This window comes from Streptomyces ziwulingensis, from assembly GCF_039542605.1.
Lineage (GTDB): Bacteria > Actinomycetota > Actinomycetes > Streptomycetales > Streptomycetaceae > Streptomyces > Streptomyces ziwulingensis.
Window position 1 is genome coordinate 68,608 of sequence record NZ_BAABIG010000004.1, and the last position, 18,944, is coordinate 87,551.

The following is an 18,944-nucleotide window of genomic DNA, read 5'->3' on the forward strand; positions in this document are numbered from 1 at the left end:
GTGGAAACCCCCCCTCGGGCCGGTCCGTATCCCCCCCACGGACCGGCCCGTTTTTTCTGCCCGCACCGATCCCGGCGCCCCCGCGCGTTCCGGGGTGTGCGCAGACGCCCCGTGCGGCACCCGCACCGCCCGACCCGGCACGCGTCACGAGGAGTTCACCAACGCGCTGTCATATGCCGTGGCATGGCCGCGCTCGTTGAAGGGCATAAAGCAACCAGGTCGACACCCGAACCACGGGTGTCGGATCTCAGCGGGCGGCACGGGGCCGTCCGCCCGGGAGGCCCTTTGCACCAGCCCGACCGTGCGGTCACGACAGCAGCAGCGGCGGGCCGGTTCCCGGCCCGCGCCTGCGCGCATCGCGGCCGTCGACCGGTCCAGGTCCACTCCGTCGCTCCCCGACCTCTTCCGAGGGGGTACGTCCTTCCGTGGTGACCAGCACAAAGCGCCACAAGCCCGACCGGCGCACCTACGTTCTCGACACCAGCGTCCTGCTGGCCGACCCCAACGCCCTGAGCCGCTTCGACGAGCACGAAGTCGTGCTCCCCATCGTCGTGGTCACGGAGCTGGAGGCCAAGCGGCACCATCCCGAACTCGGCTACTTCGCCCGGCAGGCGCTACGCCTGCTCGACGAGTTCCGGGTGCGGCACGGCCGCCTCGACTCCCCGATCCCGATCGGGGAACTCGGCGGGACCGTCCGGGTCGAGTTGAACCACTCGGACCCCAGCGTGCTGCCCAGCGGCTACCGCCTGGGGGACAACGACTCCCGCATCCTCGCGGTGGCCCGCAACCTCCAGGCCGAGGGATTCGACGTCACCGTTGTCTCGAAGGACCTGCCGCTGCGGATCAAGGCGTCCTCCGTGGGCCTGCTCGCCGAGGAGTACCGCGCCGAGCTGGCCATCACGGACGCCTCCGGGTGGACCGGGATGTCGGAACTGACGCTCCCCGGCGAACAGGTCGACGTCCTCTTCGAGGAGGGACACGTCCACGTCCCCGAGGCCGCCGGCCTGCCCGTGCACACCGGTCTGATGATCCAGTCGGAGCGGGGCAAGGCACTGGGCCGGATCGCCCCGGAGGGCGGTGTCCGGCTGGTCCGCGGCGACCGGGAGGCGTTCGGCATCAAGGGCCGCAGCGCCGAGCAGCGGATCGCCCTCGACCTGCTCCTCGACCCGGACATCGGGATCGTGTCGATGGGCGGCCGGGCCGGCACCGGCAAGTCGGCGCTGGCGCTCTGCGCCGGCCTGGAAGCGGTCCTGGAGCGCCGCCAGCACCAGAAGGTGATGGTCTTCCGCCCGCTGTACGCGGTCGGCGGCCAGGAACTCGGCTACCTGCCCGGCAGCGAGGCCGAGAAGATGAGCCCCTGGGCGCAGGCGGTCTTCGACACCCTCTCGGCGGTCACCAGCCGCGAGGTCATCGAGGAGATCACCGCCCGCGGCATGCTGGAGGTCCTCCCGCTCACCCACATCCGCGGCCGGTCGCTGCACGACGCGTTCGTCATCGTGGACGAGGCCCAGTCGCTGGAGCGCAACGTCCTGCTGACGGTGCTCTCCCGGATCGGCGCCGACTCCCGGGTCGTCCTCACCCATGACGTGGCCCAGCGGGACAACCTGCGCGTCGGACGCTACGACGGAGTCGTCGCCGTCGTCGAGAAACTGAAGGGGCATCCGCTCTTCGCCCACGTCACCCTGACGCGGTCCGAGAGGTCCCAGATCGCGGCGCTCGTGACCGAAATGCTGGAGGAGGGGCACATCTGACGGATCCGGCCCGACAAGGGCCGGTTACGGCGTCGGGCGCCGTCCGGAAAGGCCAAGAGCCTAGCCGGGCGGCGCCTTCGCGTGCGGGAGTTTCCGGGAAACCCCGGGTGCAAACGGGATGTGAGCTTTCACACGCAGCGCAAGATTGCCTCATCCCCCGGGTTACGGCAGAGTCTCCTTCCTGTCAGGCCCCGCATACGACACACCTGTGCCCCCAGGGGTACGGGCACCCCAGAAGCACCACGTTCAACTCCATAGCAGCGTCGTATGCCGCCCGCGCACCACACGGCACTCCGTCACCGGAGTCGCTCATCGGGCCCGTGCCTCCAGTGACCCGAAGTCGGGGAGGCCAGCGTCAGGGGCACGATCGCGTCCGCGAGGGTCACCGAAGCGGGCGATGCTGGAAGGAAAACCGTGTGAGCCGGATCTCGGTCCGGGGATTCGCAGTGGCTTCGGCCACGGCGGTCACCGCTGTCGGAAGCGTCGTCGGTGTTGCCTCGGGCAGCACCGCCCAGAACAACGACGCGGAAGCGACGGCCAGTGGCACGACGCTCCTCGCGGACCTCCCCGTGGGGCAGCAGGCCCAGGTACAGACCGCTTCCCTGACACAGCAGGCCGACTCCCAGGCCATCGCCGCGGACGCGGGCGCCAAGAAGGAGGCCGAGGCAGCGGCACGCAAGGCCGCCGCCGAGACCGCCGTCGCCAAGAAGAAGGAAGCCGACGAGGCGGCGAAGAAGGCCGCCGAGGAGGCGAAGGAGCGCGAGCAGGCCGAGAAGGAGGCGGCGGTCAGCCGGAGCGCCACCCGCGACGCCGCCGAATTCCAGGTCCAGAGCTCCTATTCCACCGCGCAGATCCAGTCGATGGCGCGGCAGATGGTGCCCAGCGGCCAGTTCCAGTGCTTCAGCAACATCGTGGACCACGAGTCGAGCTGGAACTACCAGGCGGTCAACGCCTCCTCCGGTGCCTACGGTCTCTTCCAGGCCCTGCCGGCCTCCAAGTACTCCTCGGTGGGCGCCGACTGGCAGACCAACCCGGCCACGCAGATCAAGTGGGGCCTCAACTACATGAACGAGCGCTACGGCAGCCCGTGCGACGCCTGGACCTTCTGGCAGGCCAACCACTGGTACTAGGGCCTGACGAAAGGCCCTGGGAAACCCGCGACCCCGGTCGCCGCTCAACCCCGTACAGCCCCTCGCCGTCCTACGGTGGGGGGCTGACGCCATGTACGGTCGGGACCGGTGGCTCCCGGCGGGAGTGGTGGGGCAGGACGGGGGAAGAGGCGCATCATGTCGCGAGTGCAAGGGTGGATCGGCCGGCTCGGCACCGGTCTCACCCGCGTGAGCCGGACGCTGGACGAGCGCCGCGCCGAGGTGGAGCGGGAGGAAGCCGCCGCCGCCGAGGCCGAACGCAGGCAGTCGTACGAGCACGTACCGCCGCCCCCGGACCATCCGCCGACGGTCCCCGCCCGGCCCGACCCCGCGCAGGCGGTGCCGTGGGGCATGCGGGTCGCGGCCGAGGCCGGCTGGCGGCTGCTGATCCTGGCCGGCACCCTGTGGGTGCTGATGCGGATCATCAGCGCGGTCCAACTGGTCGTCCTGGCGTTCGTGGCGGCGCTGCTGATCACGGCGATGCTCCAGCCGACCGTGGGGCGGCTGCGGCGGCGCGGGGTGCCGAGGGGACTGGCCACCGCGCTCACCGCGTTCCTCGGATTCGTGGTGATGGGCCTGATCGGCTGGTTCGTCACCTGGCAGGTCATGGAGAACATCGACACCCTCTCCGACCAGGTCCAGGACGGTATCGAGGAGTTGCGCCGATGGCTGCTCGACAGCCCCTTCCACGTCACCGACAAGCAGATCAACGAGATCGCCAAGAACCTGCGTGAGGCGGTCGGCGCCAACACCGACCAGATCACCTCGGCCGGCCTGGAGGGCGTCACGGTCGTCGTCGAGACGCTGACCGGCATCCTGCTGGCGGTCTTCTCCACGCTCTTCCTGCTCTACGACGGCCGGCGCATCTGGGAGTGGACGCTGAAGCTGGTCCCCGCCGCGGCCCGGCCGGGCGTGGCCGGCGCCGGCCCGCGCGCCTGGCGGACCCTGACGGCGTACGTGCGGGGCACGGTGATCGTCGCGCTGATCGACGCCATCTTCATCGGTCTCGGCATCTACTTCCTGGACGTGCCGATGGCCGTCCCGCTGGCCGTGTTCATCTTCCTGTTCGCCTTCATCCCGCTCGTCGGCGCGGTGGTCTCGGGCGCGCTCGCGGTCGTGGTGGCGCTGGTGACGCAGGGCGTGTTCACCGCGGTGATGGTCCTCGTCGTGGTGCTGGCGGTGCAGCAGATCGAGGGCCACATCCTCCAGCCGTTCATCCTCGGCCGCGCGGTCCGCGTCCATCCGCTCGCGGTGGTGCTGTCCGTCGCCGCCGGCGGGCTGGTGGCCGGCATCGGCGGCGCGGTGGTCGCCGTACCGCTGGTCGCGGTGACCAACACCGTCGTGGGGTATCTGCGCACCCACTCCCAGGAGGCCGCGCTGCGGCAGGCCCCCCGGCCGCGCGACGCCGCGGCCGGGGACGCCTCCCCGGCGGCGGACCCGGTGGAACCGGCCGGTCCGCCGCCCCCCGCCGCCCCCGCCGATCCGGCCCCCACCGCCGAGTAGCCGCCGACCCCGCCCGGGTACGCCGAAGGGGCCCCGCCCACCCGAGTACGGGTGGGCGGGGCCCCTTCGGCTGTTTCGTCGTACGCCCTACTGCCCGGCGAGGACCGCCTCGGCGTCCAGCGTGGCGCCCACGGCCTGGACGACGGCCGCGATCTTGAAGGCTTCCTGGATCGTCTCGCGGTCCAGTCCGGCCTTGCGCAGCACCTGCTCGTGCGAGTCCAGGCACATGCCGCAGCCGTTGATGGCGGAGACCACGAAGGACCACAGTTCGAAGTCGACCTTGTCGACGCCGGGGTTGCCGATGACGTTCATCCGCAGACCGGCGCGCAGGTTGCCGTACTCGTGGTCCGACAGCAGGTGCCGGGTGCGGTAGTACACGTTGTTCATCGCCATGACGGCGGCGGCCGCCTTGGCGGCCGTGTACGCCTCCGGCGACAGGTTGGCCTTGGCCTCCGGCTCCAGCTCGCGCAGGACGATCGGGGAGCGCGAGGCGATGGCGGTGGCCAGCACGGTGCCCCAGAGCTGCTGCGCCGGCAGGTCGGAGTTGCCGATGACCGAGCCCAGGTTGAGCTTCAGGTCCTTGGCGTAGTCCGGTACGGCGGACTTCAGGTTGTCGAGAGACACGTCAGTTCACTCTCCCGAGAGCAGCGCGACGGGGTCGAGCGTCTCGTCGCCCTTGCTCCAGTTGCACGGGCACAGCTCATCGGTCTGCAGGGCGTCGAGGACCCGCAGGACCTCCTTGGGGTTACGGCCGACCGAGCCGGCGGTCACCATCGTGAACTGGATCTCGTTGTTCTGGTCCACGACGAAGACGGCACGCTGCGCGAAGCCGTCCTCCCCCTCGATGCCGAGCGCGCGCATCAGCTCGTGCTTGGAGTCGGCCATCATCGGGAAGGGCAGGTCGGTCAGGTCCGGGTGGTCCTTGCGCCAGGCGTGGTGCACGAACTCGGAGTCACCGGAGAAGCCGAGGATCTGGGCGTCGCGGTCGGCGAACTCGTCGTTCAGCTTGCCGAAGGCCGCGATCTCGGTCGGGCACACGAAGGTGAAGTCCTTGGGCCAGGCGAAGATGACCTTCCACTTGCCCTCGTAGGTCTTGTGGTTGATCTGCTCGATCTCCGAGCCCTTCTCCAGCGAGACGCAGGCGGTCAGGTCGAACTCGGGGAACTTGTCACCGACAGTGAGCACGCACACTCCTTGCAGCGAAGAAACGTCCGCATTGCGAACAGGTTACGGGCGTTTCCCATGGGTTGGACGCTGCTGATGGTGGCACAGGCTGCATTGATTACGGAAATAGCTACACTCGGTCGTGTTGATCGGAGGTAGTTATCAGTACTGTCGGTAAACCGAGGCAGCCCAGTCTCGCCCAGCTCCGCGCCTTCGCCGCCGTCGCCGAACATCTGCACTTCCGCGATGCGGCCGCGTCGATCGGCATGAGCCAGCCCGCGCTCTCCGGTGCCCTCGCCGTCCTGGAGGAGACGCTCGGTGTCACCCTCGTCGAGCGTACGACGCGCAAGGTGCTGCTCTCCCCGGCGGGGGAGCGCCTCGCGGTGCGGGCCAAGGCGGTACTGGCGGAGGTCGGCGCCCTGCTGGAGGAGGCGGCCGCCCTGCGGGCACCCTTCACGGGAGCGCTGCGCCTCGGCGTCATCCCGACCGTGGCGCCCTACGTACTCCCGGCCGTCCTGCGCCTGGTGCACGAGCGCTACCCCGACCTCGATCTCCAGGTCCACGAGGAGCAGACCGCGAGCCTGCTGGACGGACTGGCGTCCGGCCGGCTCGACCTGCTGCTGCTCGCCGTGCCGCTCGGCATGCCCGGCGTCACCGAACTGCCCCTCTTCGACGAGGACTTCGTGCTCGTCACCCCGCTGGACCACCGGCTCGGCGGCCGGGAGGGCATCGAGCGCTCCGCGCTGCGCTCGCTCAACCTGCTGCTCCTGGACGAGGGGCACTGCCTGCGCGACCAGGCCCTCGACATCTGCCGGGAGGCCGGCCGCGCGGACGGGCCGGCCACCACCACGGCGGCCGGCCTGTCCACACTGGTGCAGTTGGTGGCGGGCGGCCTCGGCGTCACCCTGCTGCCGCGCACCGCGGTCCGGGTGGAGACCTCCCGCTCCGCCCAGCTCCGCACCGGTTACTTCGCCGACCCCGCCCCCACCCGCCGCGTCGCCCTGGCGATGCGCACGGGCGCGGCCCGCGCCGCCGAGTACGAGGAACTGGCGGCGGCCCTGCGCGAGGCGGTGCGCGCACTGCCGGTACGGGTCGCGCACCCCGCCTGAGCGGGCCCGCCCGCCGGCCCGCCCGCCGGCCAATACGCCGGGGCCCGTCCGGCGAACCGGCCGGGCGCGCCGGCGCTACTCCGTGCGCAGTCCGTCCGGGCGCATCAGCCGCAGCAGCGGCGGCAGGCTGAGCAGGGTGACCACCAGGACGACCGCGGCGCCGATGCCGGTCATCGACAGCACGCTCGGCCAGTCGATCCGGATCGGGGCGCCGGTCATCCGCAGCAGCACCGCGCCCAGCGTCAGCCCCACCGCCGAGGCCAGCAGCAGCCCCAGCGCGATCGGGACCGCGGTCTGCCACAGCACCGACAGGCCGAGGGTGCGGCGCCGGGTGCCGAAGGCGACCAGGGCGGAGAGCAGCTTGCGGCGTTCACGCAACTGTTCGAGCTGGGACACCAGCAGGCTCGCGCCGATCAGCGCCAGCACACCCGCCGCGCCCACGAGGAGCCCGGTGCGGACCGCGGTGAACCGCTCGGACCGCTCGGTGCTCGACCAGTTCAAGGTGGACGCCAGCGGATCGACGGCCGCCGCGGTGTTGCGCACCAACTCCTGCCCGTCCGGCACCGACCGGTCGAGCCGGAGGTAGATCTGCCCGCGCAGCGCGGGCAGCGCGCCGTCGGCCAACGCCTTGGGGGTGAGCAGGAAACCGCCGGCCTCGATGCCGGTCGGCCCGGTGCGCGGGCGGGCGTCCACCAGCACGTCCGGCACCGTCCACGGGACTTCCCCGCTGCGCGGACCACCCTCGTACGACGGGTCCAGGTACAGCTTCCGCCCCGGCACCGACAGCCCCGCGGTGCCCGTGTCGTACTCGGCGCCCCGCACCACGAACACGTCGCCGTCCCGGCAGGAGTCCAGCCGGGCGATCTCGCGCAGGTCCGCACAGTCGCCGACGTTCACCGACGTCGACTCCTCCGGGTCTGCGCGGGTGTCCCCGACCGTGGTCTCGGAGTAGGCGAAGACGCCCTCGACCCCCTTGGTGGACTCGAACTCGGCGGCGGCCGGGGCGACCGGTACGCCGTCCGGCAGACTCACCTGCATCTGGGCGCGCATGACGTCGTAACCGGTGTCCCGCGTGTAGTCCCCGTCCACGCCCGCGAAGAGCATCTGGAGGGCGATCGCCCCGGCGACGGCCACCGCGATGCCGTTGACCATGCGGGCCGCGGTGCCACTGCTGAGCTGCAGCCGCCGTACCGCCAGTTGCCAGGAGACGCCGCCGGCGCCGAGCCGGGCGACGAACCGTTCCACCGCCCAGGGCAGCAGCGCGGTCACGCCGACCAGCAGCAGGATGACGCCGCCGACCACGAGGTACTGGTTGAAGTCCCCGTCGTCGCGGCCCTGGCCGACCATCGGGTAGAGCATCGCGAGGCCGAGCAGCGGCAGCAGCAGCCGCCACCACAGCCGGCGCCGCGCGGGCTTCGCCGTCCGCACCACACCGAGCGGCTCGATGATCACCCCGCGCAGCGCGACCATGGTGACCAGCACCGCCGCCGCCGGAACCGCGACCCCCACCAGCAGCACCAGCAGCGGCGAGGGGTCGAGGTAGCTGGGGAAGACACTCACCCGGTAGACCTCGGCGTGCCCCGCGAGCTGCCGGCCGATCAGGAAGAACCCGGCGCCGAAGCCGAGTCCGAGCACCGCGCCCGCCAGCGCCTCGCCGGCCGCGATCCGCCGGGTCATCCGGCTGTCGGAGCCGACCAGCCGCAGCGCCGCGAGCCGCCGGTCGCGCCGCTCGCCGCCGAACCGTACGGCCGTGGCGACGAAGACGGCAACCGGCATCAGCAGCACCACGAAGACCACGAGGACCAGCAGGAGCAGTACCGGGTCCATCTCCTCGGGCGAGGGGTGCGGGTCGCCGAACGCGTCGATCCGGACGACCCGGCCACCGTCGATCCGCGAGGCCAGCCCGTCGGCGCCGGCGTAGAAGGCGAGTTCGTGGGAGCCGATCAGCCCCGGCTCGCCGATGGTGCCGACGATCCGGTCCGGCAGCCGCTCCCGCAGCAGCCTCCCCTCGTCCGAGCCGAGCAGTTCCTTCAGCGCCGGGGAGACGACCATCTCGCCGGTCCCGGGGAAGGCGTCCACGCCCGGCGGGAGCGGCGCCCGCAGCCCCTCCGGGTCGAGTTCCCGGCCCCGGACGCTCTCGTCGCGGAAGTCCGTGCCGGCTTCGGCGACGACGAGGGTGTCCGCGCCGCGCGGCAGCTCCGTGACGCCGAAGGTGATGTCGGTGCGGGCGGCCTCCCGCTGGTGCCGGACGGTGAGCGCGTTCGGCAGCGCCGTCGTCAGCAGCAGCAGTGCCACGCCGAGCCCCACCCCGACGGCCGTCAGCAGCGCCCGCGTCCAGCCCTCGCGCCCGCCGGTGAGCGCGAACCGCACCCCCATGGCCAGGTCGCCGGCCCACCGCCGGGCACTCATACGGCGCGCTCCATGTCCCGGGACCGGCCGTCCCGTACGACGATCTCCCGGTCGGAGTAGGCGGCCACCCGCGCCTCGTGGGTGACCAGCACGACGGCGGCGTTGGTGGACCGGGCGGCGTCGGTGAGCAGCTCCATCACGCGCTCGCCGTTGAGCGAGTCGAGCGCGCCGGTGGGCTCGTCGGCGAAGAGCACCCGCGCGTCGGTGACCAGCGCGCGGGCCACGGCGACCCGCTGCCCCTGGCCGCCGGAGACCTCACCCGGCCGCTTCTTCGCCAGGTCCTCGACCTCCAGCCGCTCCATCCAGGCGAGCGCGGACCGTTCGGCCGCCTTGCGCGCGGTGCCGTTCAGCCGCAGCGGCAGCGCCACGTTCTCCACGCAGGTCAGCTCCGGGACGAGCCGGCCGAACTGGAAGACGAAGCCGAACTCGCCGCGCCGCAGCGCGCTGCGCTCGGCGTCGCTCATCGCGGACAGCTCCCGCCCCTGGTACGTGATGGTCCCCGAGTCCGGGGTGACGATCCCGGCGAGGCAGTGCAGCAGGGTGGACTTGCCGGAGCCCGAGGGGCCCATCACGGCGACGACCTCGCCGGGGTGGATGGAGAAGTCGGCGCCGTCCAGGGCGACGGTCGGGCCGTACACCTTGCGCAACTGGTCGGCCGCGAGCAGCGAACCGGGGGGCGGGGTCACCGGGCCACCGCCTCTCGCAGCTTGTCCAGGCGGGCCGCGGTCAGCTCCAGCCAGCGCAGGTCGGCCTCCAGGTGGAACAGGGCGTGGTCGCAGACGAGCTGGTCGGCGAGGTCGCCCTTGCGCTTGCGGTCGGTGAGGACGCGCATGGAGCGCAGGTGCTCGGAGCGCTGGGTGTCGAGGATGTCGGCCGCGTCGCGGCGGGTGAGCAGGGCGAGCACGACCTTCGTGTACAGGGTCGACTGGAGGTACGGCTCCGGCTTCTCCGGCGTGGCGAGCCACCGCTCGACGTCGGTGACGCCGGCGTCGGTGATGGCGTACCGCTTGCGTTCGGGACCGGCGCCGGACTCGATGCCGTCGACCTCCACCAGGCCGTGCTTCAGCAGGCGGGACATGGTCGAGTAGACCTGGCCGTAGTGGAGCGGCCGGTCGTGGCCGAACTTCTCGTCGAAGGCCCGCTTCAGGTCGTAACCGTGGCGGGGGCCGGACTCCAGGAGCCCGAGCAGAGTGTGACCGATGGACATGCGGAGCACTCTACACGCGGTGTATACGCGGGATGTATACGTCGGGTGCGCAGTGCCCGGCGCGGAGCCGGGCGGGGGAGCGTCGCCGCAAGTCGGAGGTGCTTGTCACGGTTCTGTCACGGGTGGCGTACGTGACCGCGACCCCCGCGCCCCGGGAGGGGGCGCGAAGGTCTTCGGGGCCGGCCGGATCAGGCGTCCGGGCCGCGCCGGTCGTCCGGGCCGCGCCGGTCGTCCGGGCCGGGCCGGTCGTCCGGATCGGGGGCCGGGCGAGGGGTGTCGCCCGGCGGACCGCTCGCCGGTGGCCGGCCGCGGCGGGGGAGGGGCCCGGCCTCGCCGGGGAGGCGGCCGGACTCCGCGAGCGCCCGGCGCAGCAGGAACTCGATCTGCGCGTTGGCCGACCGCAGCTCGTCGCCCGCCCAGCGGGCCAGTGCCTCGTGCACCAGCGGGTCCAGCCGCAGCAGCACCTGCTTGCGCTGCTGCCGCGGCCGGCGCCGCGCGGCGGGGTCGTCCCCGGACGGTGCCGTCACTGGTAGAGCGTCCCCGTGTTGAGCACCGGCTGGGCGGCGCGGTCCCCGCACAGGACGACCATCAGGTTGGAGACCATCGCCGCCTTCCGCTCCTCGTCCAGCTCCACGATGTCCTCCTGGGCGATCCGGGCGAGCGCCATCTCGACCATGCCGACCGCCCCCTCCACGATGAGCCGGCGGGCCGCGACCACCGCCCCCGCCTGCTGCCGCTGGAGCATCGCCGAGGCGATCTCGGGGGCGTAGGCGAGGTGGGTGAAGCGGGACTCGATGATCTGCACGCCGGCCGCCTCCACGCGCGCGTGCAGCTCGACGGCGAGCTTCTCGGTGATCTCCTCGGCGTTGCCGCGCAGCGAGAGGCCGTCCTCCTCGTGGGCGTCGTACGGGTACTCGATGGCGATGTGGCGCACGGCCGCCTCGGTCTGGGTGGAGACGAACTCGATGTAGTCGTCCACCTCGAAGGTGGCCTGCGCGGTGTCCTCGACCCGCCACACCACGACCGCGGCCAGCTCGATCGGGTTGCCGTAGGCGTCGTTCACCTTCAGCACCGCGGTCTCGTGGTTGCGCACCCGGGTGGAGATCTTGGTGCGCGAGGTGAGCGGGTTCACCCAGCGCAGGCCGTCGCGGCGGATCGTGCCCCGGTACCGGCCGAAGAGCTGGACCACCCGGGCCTCGCCCGGCGCCACCATGTTCAGTCCGCACATGGCCAGAAACGCGCAGATCGCGATCAGGATGCCACCGATGATCATCGCGGCCTTGGCGCCGGCCCCGTCCACCGCCGTCGCCCCCACGATCAGGCCCGCGCCGGCCAGCAGGCCGAACAGGCCGAGCAGCAGCGCCCAGCCGCCGCCGATGCTCGGTGCCGTGACCTCCCGCACCCGCGGCGCCGGCATCTCCGGCACGTCGGCCGTCACCGCAGCGTCGGCGGTGGCCGATGTGCCGGCCGTGACCTGGGATTTCTTTGTGGTCATGGAGGGTCCCCCGTCTTCCTGGGCGCCCCGGCGGGCGCTCTCCTGATTCTATCTAAGTGATAGCACATTACCCGTCCACGGCAACCCTCAACCGGTCTCGGGCGTCCGTTTCATCGAGTGGGTGCTGATTGTCACGTCCGCAAAAGGCTGGATCGGCGGCCCTTTGTCATACCTGGCGGTGTTAGCTTCTGGAGCTGGCCAGCCGACGGAACCTGTGTGACGTCTGAGCACACGTGAACGAATCGGAGCGGATCGGACTCATGGGACGAGCGGAAGAGAGAAGAGCGCGGCAGCGTGGCGGTCACCGCGCCGCGCCCAAGTCCCGCCGTTCCTCGACCGGGGAGAAGAAGGGCGGCATACGCCGGCTCTTCACCTGGAAGAAGATCCTCGGCACCTTCTTCGGCCTCTGTCTGCTCGGCATGGGCGCCTTCGTCATCCTGTACATGGTGATCGACATCCCCGAGGGGAACGCCGACGCCACGCTCCAGAGCAACGTCTACAAGTACAGCGACGGCACCGTCCTGGCCCGCGACGGCGACCGCAACCGCGAGATCGTCGACCTGGACAAGGTGCCCAAGGAGGTCCAGCACGCCTTCGTCGCCGCCGAGAACAAGACCTTCTACAAGGACGCCGGCGTCGACATCAAGGGCACCGCCCGCGGCCTGCTCAACACGGTCTCCGGCAAGGGCGCGCAGGGCGGCTCGACCATCACCCAGCAGTACGTCAAGAACTACTACCTGACGCAGGACCAGACCGTCACCCGCAAGCTGAAGGAACTGGTCATCTCCCTGAAGCTGGACCAGGAGAAGTCCAAGGACTACATCCTCGCCGGTTACATGAACACCAGCTACTACGGCCGCGGCGCCTACGGAATCCAGGCAGCCGCCCAGGCGTACTACCGGGTCGACGCCGAGGACCTCGACGTCGAGCAGGGCGCCTATCTGGCCGCACTGCTCCAGGCGCCCAACCAGTACGACTGGGCCATCGCCACCGAGACCGGCAAGAAGCTGGCCGAGGCGCGCTGGAACTACGTGCTGGACAAGATGGTCGAGCAGGACTGGCTCGACGAGGGCGAGCGGCGGGCCATGGAGTTCCGGGTGCCCAAGGAGCCCAAGGACGATCCCGGGATGGCGGGACAGACCGGCTACCTGGTGAACGCGGCCAACGCCGCGCTGGAGAAGCAGCTCGTCGCGGCCGGCGGCGCCGAGGACCTCAAGCAGGCCACCGCCATGGTCGAGGCGGGCGGCTGGACGCTCACCCTGAACATCGAGAAGAAGAAGCAGGCGGAGCTGGAGAGGTCCGTCAAGGCCCAGCTCACCAGCAAGCTGGACGCCAAGAAGCGGGACGTCGACGCCGACGTCCAGGCCGGCGCGGTCTCCGTCAACCCGAAGAACGGCGCGGTCGTCGCGATGTACGGCGGCGCGGACTACTTCAAGCACTACGTGAACAACGCCACCCGCGACGACTACCAGCCCGCCTCCACCTTCAAGCCGGTGATCCTGGCCGCCGCCGTCGACCAGGCCGCCGAGACCCAGGACGGCGTGCCGATCACGGCGAACACGCTCTACGACGGCACCAGCAAGCGCCAGGCCGTGGACCACGGCACCAAGGTCGGCTTCGCCCCCGAGAACGAGGACGACGTCGACTACGGCGACATCCCGGTGCAGACGGCGATGAACAAGTCCGTGAACTCAGTCTTCGCGCAGATGGGCATCGACGTCGGCATGGCCTCGGTGGTGGACGCGGCGGGCAAGCTCGGCATGGACACCGACGGCATGGAGGCCGTGCCCGCCCAGACCCTGGGCTCCATGGGCGCCAGCCCGCTGGAGATGGCCGGCGTCTACGCCACCCTCGACAATCACGGCAGGAAGGTCACCCCGGCCGTCGTGAAGTCCGTCGAGCACAACTCCCGCGCGGTCGAGTTCCCCGACCCGGTCGGCGAGCAGGTCATCAGCCGCGAGGCCGCCGACACGGTCACCTCGGTGCTGACCGGCGTGGTCGACGACGGCACGGCCCGCACCTCGGTACGGGACAACCCGCTGCGCGACGGTCAGCAGGTGGCCGGCAAGACCGGCACCTCCGACAACAACAAGTCGGCCTGGTTCACCGGCTACACGCCCGATCTGGTCACCTCCGTCGGCCTCTTCGGCGAGGACGCCAAGACCCACAGCCAGGTCCCGATGTACGAGGCGGGCGGCTTCGACCGGGTCAACGGCGGCGGTTTCCCGGCGCAGATCTGGGCCGCGTACACCTTCGGCGTGATGGACGAGGTCAGCAGATTCGACCTGGAGACCAAGCAGGGCGCGGCGGTCGCGCCCACCACCACGGCCCCGCCCACGACCGAGTCCTCGGCCCCGCCGACCGAGGAGGAGACGACGACGGCTCCGCCCACGCGGGAGGAGACGACCACCTCGGCTCCGCCGACCGAGGAGGAGACGACGACGCCCCCGCCGACCGACGAGGAGACGACCACCTCCCCGCCGACCGGCGAGACCAGCACGTCGGCCTCACCGACCGGCGACGAGGACGACGACGAGGACGACCCCTTCTTCCAGGACGGCGAGCGGTAGCGGTCCAAACCCGGCGAAGGGCGCCCGGTCTCGACCGGGCGCCCTTCGCCGTTCGCGGGTGCGGGGCGGCTCAGCCGGAGTTCAGCTCGAACCAGACCACCTTGCCGGTGCTCAGCCGGGTCGCGCCCCAGCGCCGGGCCAGCCGGTTGACCAGGTACAGGCCGCGGCCGCCCTCGTCGGTGGCGCGGGCCTGCCGCAGCCGGGGCAGTTGCGGCACGTCGTCGCCGACCTCGCAGCGCAGCACGTCGGTGCGGAGCAGCCGCAGGGTCACCGGCCGGGAGGCGTACCGCACCGCGTTGGTGACGACCTCGCTGACCAGCAGTTCCACCGAGTCGGTCAGCTCCTCCAGGCCCCAGCGGACGAGCGCGCGCCGGGCCAGCCGCCGGGCCCGGCCGGGCGCCGCGTCCTCCGGCTCCAGGTACCAGTACGCCACGTCACTCGGCGCGATCCCGTCGAAGCGGGCGGCGAGCAGCGCGATGTCGTCGTCCCGGTCGCCCGGCCCGAGCATGTCCAGCACCTCGTCGCAGAGCGCCTCCAGCGGCGGCGGATGGTCCGGGCCGGTGAGCTGCGCGGTCGCGGCGAGCCGCTCCCGCAACTGCTCTATCCCGGTCCACACGTCCCGCAGCCGCGACTCCACCAGGCCGTCGGTGTACAGGAGCAGGGTCGCGCCGGCCGGGGCGTCCAGCTCCACCGCCTCGAAGTCCACGCCGCCGACGCCGATCGGCGCCCCCGGCGGCACCCGCAGCACCTCGGCCCGGCCGCCCAGGTGCAGCAGGACCGGCGGCGGGTGACCGGCGTTGGCGATGGTGATGCGGTGCGCGACCGGGTCGTAGACCGCGTACAGGCAGGTCGCCATGCGGTCGGAGCCCAGCCGCTGGGCCTGTTCGTCGAGGTGGTGCAGTACCTCCTGCGGCGGCAGGTCCAGCCCGGCGAGGGTCTGCGCGGTCGTGCGGAGCTGGCCCATGATGGCCGCCGACGTCATGGAGTGGCCCATCACGTCACCGACGACCAGGGCGACCCGGCTGCCGGGCAGCGGAATGGCGTCGTACCAGTCGCCGCCGACCCGGGCCGTCTCGGCGGCCGGGAGATAGCGGGAGGCGAGGCGCACGCCGGTGCAGCGGGGCAGGTTCTCCGGCAGCATCGTGCGCTGCAGCTCGTCGGCGATGTACGCCTCCCGGCCGTAGAGCACCGCCTTGTCGATGCCCAGCGCGCTGTGGGTGGCGAGCTGCGCCGCCACCAGCAGGTCGTCGGCCTCGAAGGCGATCCGCTCCGGGCGGCGCAGGAACAGCGCGGCGCCGATCACCCGGCGCCGTCCGCGCAGCGGCGCGAGGATCGCGCGCTGGCCGGGCGGGACGACGAAGTCGCCGTTGTCGCCGAGCAGCTCGGGCAGGGCGGCCTCGGCCGCGGGGGCGTCGGTGAAGACCGGGCGGACCCCGCGCAGCACCTCGGCGAGCGCGCTGCCCGGCCGCACCTCGCACAGTTCGGAGCCGACCGCGTCCAGCTCCGTGGGCTCCGGCTGCACCGGCGGCATGAACCCGCCCTCGGTGTCCCGCTCGGCCGGAATCCGGTCGGTGCGGCGCAGCCGCAGCACCAGCGGGCCGGTGGGCCGCTCGTCGCCGACCGGCAGCGGCTCACGCAGGTAGACGAGGATCGCGTCGGCGAAGGTGGGCACGGTGGCCCGGCACAGCCCCATCACGATCTCGTCGAGGTCCATGCCCCGGGCGATCCGCCGGGTCGCGGCGCCCACGAAGCGCAGCCGGTCCCCGTCCCGCCGCATCGGTGTGGGCCGCCCCGGCGACGGCGCCTGCCCCGTCCGGCGCTCCTGGCCCGCCACCTGCCCGGCCTCGGCGGGCGCGCCGCCGGGCTGGGCCGGGATGCCCTCCGCCACCGGCCGCGGGCGGTGCGTGTCGGGCTCCGCGGTCTGCTCGGACCCGGGCTGGGTGTGCTCGGAGACCCCTGCGGGGTCGGTGCCGGCGTCCCGCGGCGTCGCCGGGGTGTGCAGCAGTGCCCCGCGGGGATCCGCGGGGTCGGCGCCCGTCTGAGGGCGTTCGAAGGAGGTCGGGTGCTCCGTCACGCGTGTCGAATCCATCCGTCCGCGACTGCGCGCAGCGCGTGCAGTTCGTCCCCCAGAAGTCCCGATACCCGGATTACGTGCCCCGGGAACGGAATTGGGGCGTGGTCAGCGGCTGTGTCTGTGCCGGCCGCGGGCCGGCGGCCCGCACCGGCGTTGCCCTCGTACCCCTCGCTCACGTCCTGCCGCCCCTCGGTGACGTTCGGTCAAACCCAGCGCGTGCTTCGGTCGTTGCCGGTCGTTGCCACCGCGCGCCCTTGCGGAGGACGATCCTACGTTTCGGGCCCGGGGGCGCGGCAAGGGTCTCATGGGGACACATGCGCGGGCGTACGATCCCAGTCTCCCGGAAGCGACGGTACAGGCCAGGACGGATCGGGGCGCCAGTTCTGCCAACCGTCGGAGAACGGCGGTCCCCAGCCGCGGATCACCTCCACCGCGGCCCGTCCGGCCGCCCGCACCCGCCCGGCGAGCGCCGGGTCCATCAGCCCGTCCCGCTGCGCCTGCGCGAACTCGTCCTCGTCCCGCCAGTGCCAACTGCGGTCCGGGTGCACCGAGATGTCCAGGAAATGGTCCTCGGAGTCGACGCCGCCCGCCCAGCGGGCCAGCGGCTCCTCCAGGTTCACGTACCAGTTCTTGAAGCGCCAGCCGGGCTCCCAGAACAGCCACACCGACCAGGGCTCGCCGGGCCGGGCCAGCTTCAGCACACCGGTGCCGAACCAGCGGTCGCGCCGCACGGTCCGCGGTCTGGTGTAGCGCGAGGCCAGCGGCTCCAGGTGCACGGGCGTCCCGTCGGCCAGCGCCGGCCGCACGCACGCGGTGCCGGGCGCGAGCCAGACGGCGAGCAGGTCGGCGTCGTCCCGGACGACGGTGACGGGGCGGGCGATGTGGATGCGCGCGCCGCCGTTCTCCCGATAACGCCACAGGATCTGGCTCCCCGGGGCCCATAAGGCCCCCGGCGCCGCCCGTCCGTCCGTTCCCGCCGCCGCGCTCACCGCTTCACCGTCTGCCATGGACAGATTTTAGGTGCCGGACGCACATGACGCTGCGGTACTCGTCACTCCGCGATCGCCGACGACCGGGAACGACGGACAGATTCCGATCAGGGGCGGGTCATCCGCAGCACGTCGAGGGCCTCGTCGAGCTGTGGCCGCGTCAGGTCCCCGCGCTCCACGTACCCGTTCTCCTCCACCACCTGACGGATCGTCTTCCGCTCGGCCAGCGCCTTCTTGGCGACCCTGGCGGCCTCCTCGTAGCCGATGTACTTGTTGAGCGGGGTGACCACGGACGGCGAGGACTCGGCGTACTCGCGGGCCCGGTCGCGGTGGGCGACGACGCCGTCCACGGTCCGGTCGGCCAGCAGCCGGGAGACGTTGGCGAGCAGCCGGACGGACTCCAGCACGTTCTTGGCGATGACCGGCAGCATGACGTTCAGCTCGAAGTTGCCGGCGGCGCCGGCCGTGGCGACCGTCGCGTCGTTGCCGATGACCTGGGCGGCGACCATGAGGACGGCCTCGGGGATGACCGGGTTCACCTTGCCCGGCATGATCGAGGACCCCGGCTGCAGGTCGGGCAGGGAGATCTCCGCAAGCCCGGTCCGCGGGCCCGAGGACATCCACCGCAGATCGTTCGCGATCTTCGTCAGGCCGACCGCGAGGGTCCGGAGCTGCCCGCTGGTCTCCACGATGCCGTCCCGGGCGCCCTGCGCCTCGAAGTGGTTGCGCGCCTCGGTGAGCGGCAGGCCGGTCGCGCGGGCGACCTCCTCGATGACGGCGGCGGAGAAACCGGGCGGGGTGTTGATGCCGGTGCCCACGGCCGTGCCGCCCAGCGGCAGCTCGGCCAGCCGCGGCAGCGAGGCGTTCAGCCGCTCGACGCCGTAGCGCACCTGGGCGGCGTATCCGCCGAACTCCTGGCCCAGCGTGACGGGGGTGGCGTCCATCAGATGCGTACGGCCTGACTTCACCACGTCGGCGAACTCCTCCGCCTTGCGCTCCAGGGAGGCGGCGAGGTGCTCCAGCGCGGGCACGAGGTCGCGGCGGACGGCGGCGGTCGCGGCGATGTGGATCGAGGACGGGAAGACGTCGTTGGACGACTGGGAGGCGTTGACGTGGTCGTTGGGGTGGACGTCCCGGCCGAGCCGCTCGCCGGCCAGGGTGGCGATGACCTCGTTGGTGTTCATGTTGGACGAGGTCCCCGACCCGGTCTGGAACACGTCCACCGGGAAGTGCGCGTCCCACTTGCCGTCGGCCACCTCGGCGGCGGCCTCCTGGATCGCGGCGGCGATGTCCCCGTCGAGCACCCCCAGTTCCGCGTTGACCTTGGCGGCGGCGCCCTTGATCCGCGCGAGCGCCTCGATGTGCGCGCGCTCGATCCGCTGCCCGGAGACGGGGAAGTTCTCCACGGCACGCTGCGTCTGGGCCCGCCACTTGGCGTCGACGGGGACCTGGACCTCGCCCATGGAGTCGTGCTCGATGCGGTATTCGCTCATGTCCGGTACAGCGAACGGGACCCGCGCGTTGT

15 protein-coding genes are annotated in these 18,944 nt (G+C 72.0%); 5 read left to right on the top strand and 10 right to left on the bottom strand.

The genetic code is table 11. From position 1 onward, the window contains the following. Nucleotides 1-425: 425 nt before the first annotated feature. From phoH2 to ABEB00_RS01475, 3 genes are all read left to right on the top strand, one after another. Nucleotides 426-1,751, top strand: a complete 1,326-nt coding sequence (gene phoH2, locus ABEB00_RS01465; RefSeq protein WP_345616908.1) for an RNA 5'-3' helicase PhoH2 — start codon at nt 426-428, stop codon at nt 1,749-1,751. Nucleotides 1,752-2,167: 416 nt separating this feature from the next. Continuing rightward, complete coding sequence (locus ABEB00_RS01470) at nt 2,168-2,881, top strand: aggregation-promoting factor C-terminal-like domain-containing protein (protein WP_345616909.1); 714 nt, start codon at nt 2,168-2,170, stop codon at nt 2,879-2,881. A gap of 156 nt (nt 2,882-3,037) precedes the next feature. After that, nucleotides 3,038-4,402 carry an AI-2E family transporter gene (locus tag ABEB00_RS01475; protein WP_345616911.1) on the top strand — a complete coding sequence of 455 codons (1,365 nt, stop codon included), beginning with the start codon at nt 3,038-3,040 and terminating at the stop codon, nt 4,400-4,402. Nucleotides 4,403-4,489: 87 nt separating this feature from the next. Here the strand turns inward: ABEB00_RS01475 and ABEB00_RS01480 are convergent, their stop codons facing one another. Further along, nucleotides 4,490-5,026 carry an alkyl hydroperoxide reductase gene (locus ABEB00_RS01480; protein WP_345616912.1) on the bottom strand — a complete coding sequence of 179 codons (537 nt, stop codon included), beginning with the start codon at nt 5,024-5,026 and terminating at the stop codon, nt 4,490-4,492. A 6-nt stretch (nt 5,027-5,032) separates the two neighbouring features. Beyond that, entirely contained in the window at nt 5,033-5,587 is a 555-nt protein-coding gene (locus ABEB00_RS01485; RefSeq protein ID WP_345616913.1) for a peroxiredoxin, read from the bottom strand. A 140-nt stretch (nt 5,588-5,727) separates the two neighbouring features. On the opposite strand from ABEB00_RS01485, the gene ABEB00_RS01490 reads away from it, so the two are divergent. Further along, nucleotides 5,728-6,675: a LysR substrate-binding domain-containing protein gene (locus ABEB00_RS01490; RefSeq protein ID WP_345617024.1), complete on the top strand. Its 948-nt coding sequence runs from the start codon at nt 5,728-5,730 to the stop codon at nt 6,673-6,675. A gap of 75 nt (nt 6,676-6,750) precedes the next feature. On the opposite strand, the gene ABEB00_RS01495 is transcribed toward ABEB00_RS01490, so the two are convergent. From ABEB00_RS01495 to ABEB00_RS01515, 5 genes are all read right to left on the bottom strand, one after another. Beyond that, complete coding sequence (locus ABEB00_RS01495; protein ID WP_345616914.1) at nt 6,751-9,084, bottom strand: ABC transporter permease; 2,334 nt, start codon at nt 9,082-9,084, stop codon at nt 6,751-6,753. After that, nucleotides 9,081-9,770: an ABC transporter ATP-binding protein gene (locus ABEB00_RS01500; RefSeq protein ID WP_345616915.1), complete on the bottom strand. Its 690-nt coding sequence runs from the start codon at nt 9,768-9,770 to the stop codon at nt 9,081-9,083. Before ABEB00_RS01500 ends, ABEB00_RS01495 begins: the two co-directional genes overlap by 4 nt. Then, nucleotides 9,767-10,291, bottom strand: a complete 525-nt coding sequence (locus ABEB00_RS01505) for a PadR family transcriptional regulator (protein ID WP_345616916.1) — start codon at nt 10,289-10,291, stop codon at nt 9,767-9,769. The genes ABEB00_RS01500 and ABEB00_RS01505 overlap by 4 nt, the downstream gene beginning before the upstream one ends. Nucleotides 10,292-10,479: 188 nt before the next feature. Next, nucleotides 10,480-10,869, bottom strand: a complete 390-nt coding sequence (locus tag ABEB00_RS01510) for a type II toxin-antitoxin system antitoxin (protein WP_425586412.1) — start codon at nt 10,867-10,869, stop codon at nt 10,480-10,482. After that, complete coding sequence (locus tag ABEB00_RS01515; RefSeq protein WP_345616918.1) at nt 10,815-11,786, bottom strand: SPFH domain-containing protein; 972 nt, start codon at nt 11,784-11,786, stop codon at nt 10,815-10,817. The genes ABEB00_RS01510 and ABEB00_RS01515 overlap by 55 nt, the downstream gene beginning before the upstream one ends. 260 nt (nt 11,787-12,046) lie before the next feature. Here ABEB00_RS01515 and ABEB00_RS01520 point away from each other — a divergent pair, with 260 nt between their 5' ends. Further along, a complete protein-coding gene (locus ABEB00_RS01520; protein WP_345616919.1) occupies nt 12,047-14,356 on the top strand; it encodes a transglycosylase domain-containing protein in 2,310 nt (769 codons plus the stop codon). A gap of 70 nt (nt 14,357-14,426) precedes the next feature. Here ABEB00_RS01520 and ABEB00_RS01525 read toward each other — a convergent pair whose 3' ends face one another. The 3 genes from ABEB00_RS01525 to ABEB00_RS01535 all read right to left on the bottom strand — a co-directional run bounded on the left by ABEB00_RS01525 (nt 14,427) and on the right by ABEB00_RS01535 (nt 18,912). Further along, entirely contained in the window at nt 14,427-16,445 is a 2,019-nt protein-coding gene (locus ABEB00_RS01525) for a SpoIIE family protein phosphatase (RefSeq protein ID WP_345616920.1), read from the bottom strand. A gap of 287 nt (nt 16,446-16,732) precedes the next feature. Continuing rightward, the gene (fomD, locus tag ABEB00_RS01530) at nt 16,733-17,437 is read right to left on the bottom strand and encodes a cytidylyl-2-hydroxypropylphosphonate hydrolase (RefSeq protein ID WP_345616921.1); all 705 of its coding nucleotides are present in this window, start codon (nt 17,435-17,437) and stop codon (nt 16,733-16,735) included. An 89-nt stretch (nt 17,438-17,526) separates the two neighbouring features. Then, complete coding sequence (locus ABEB00_RS01535; RefSeq protein ID WP_345616922.1) at nt 17,527-18,912, bottom strand: class II fumarate hydratase; 1,386 nt, start codon at nt 18,910-18,912, stop codon at nt 17,527-17,529. Nucleotides 18,913-18,944: the final 32 nt, after the last annotated feature.

Coding starts and splice junctions, on each gene's coding strand:
- fomD (WP_345616921.1), bottom strand. CDS start 17,437: ATGGCAGACGGTGAAGCGGTGAGCGCGGCGGCGGGAACGGACGGACGG.
- ABEB00_RS01520 (WP_345616919.1), top strand. CDS start 12,047: ATGGGACGAGCGGAAGAGAGAAGAGCGCGGCAGCGTGGCGGTCACCGC.
- ABEB00_RS01495 (WP_345616914.1), bottom strand. CDS start 9,084: ATGAGTGCCCGGCGGTGGGCCGGCGACCTGGCCATGGGGGTGCGGTTC.
- ABEB00_RS01505 (WP_345616916.1), bottom strand. CDS start 10,291: ATGTCCATCGGTCACACTCTGCTCGGGCTCCTGGAGTCCGGCCCCCGC.
- ABEB00_RS01525 (WP_345616920.1), bottom strand. CDS start 16,445: ATGGATTCGACACGCGTGACGGAGCACCCGACCTCCTTCGAACGCCCT.
- ABEB00_RS01535 (WP_345616922.1), bottom strand. CDS start 18,912: ATGAGCGAATACCGCATCGAGCACGACTCCATGGGCGAGGTCCAGGTC.
- ABEB00_RS01475 (WP_345616911.1), top strand. CDS start 3,038: ATGTCGCGAGTGCAAGGGTGGATCGGCCGGCTCGGCACCGGTCTCACC.
- ABEB00_RS01515 (WP_345616918.1), bottom strand. CDS start 11,786: ATGACCACAAAGAAATCCCAGGTCACGGCCGGCACATCGGCCACCGCC.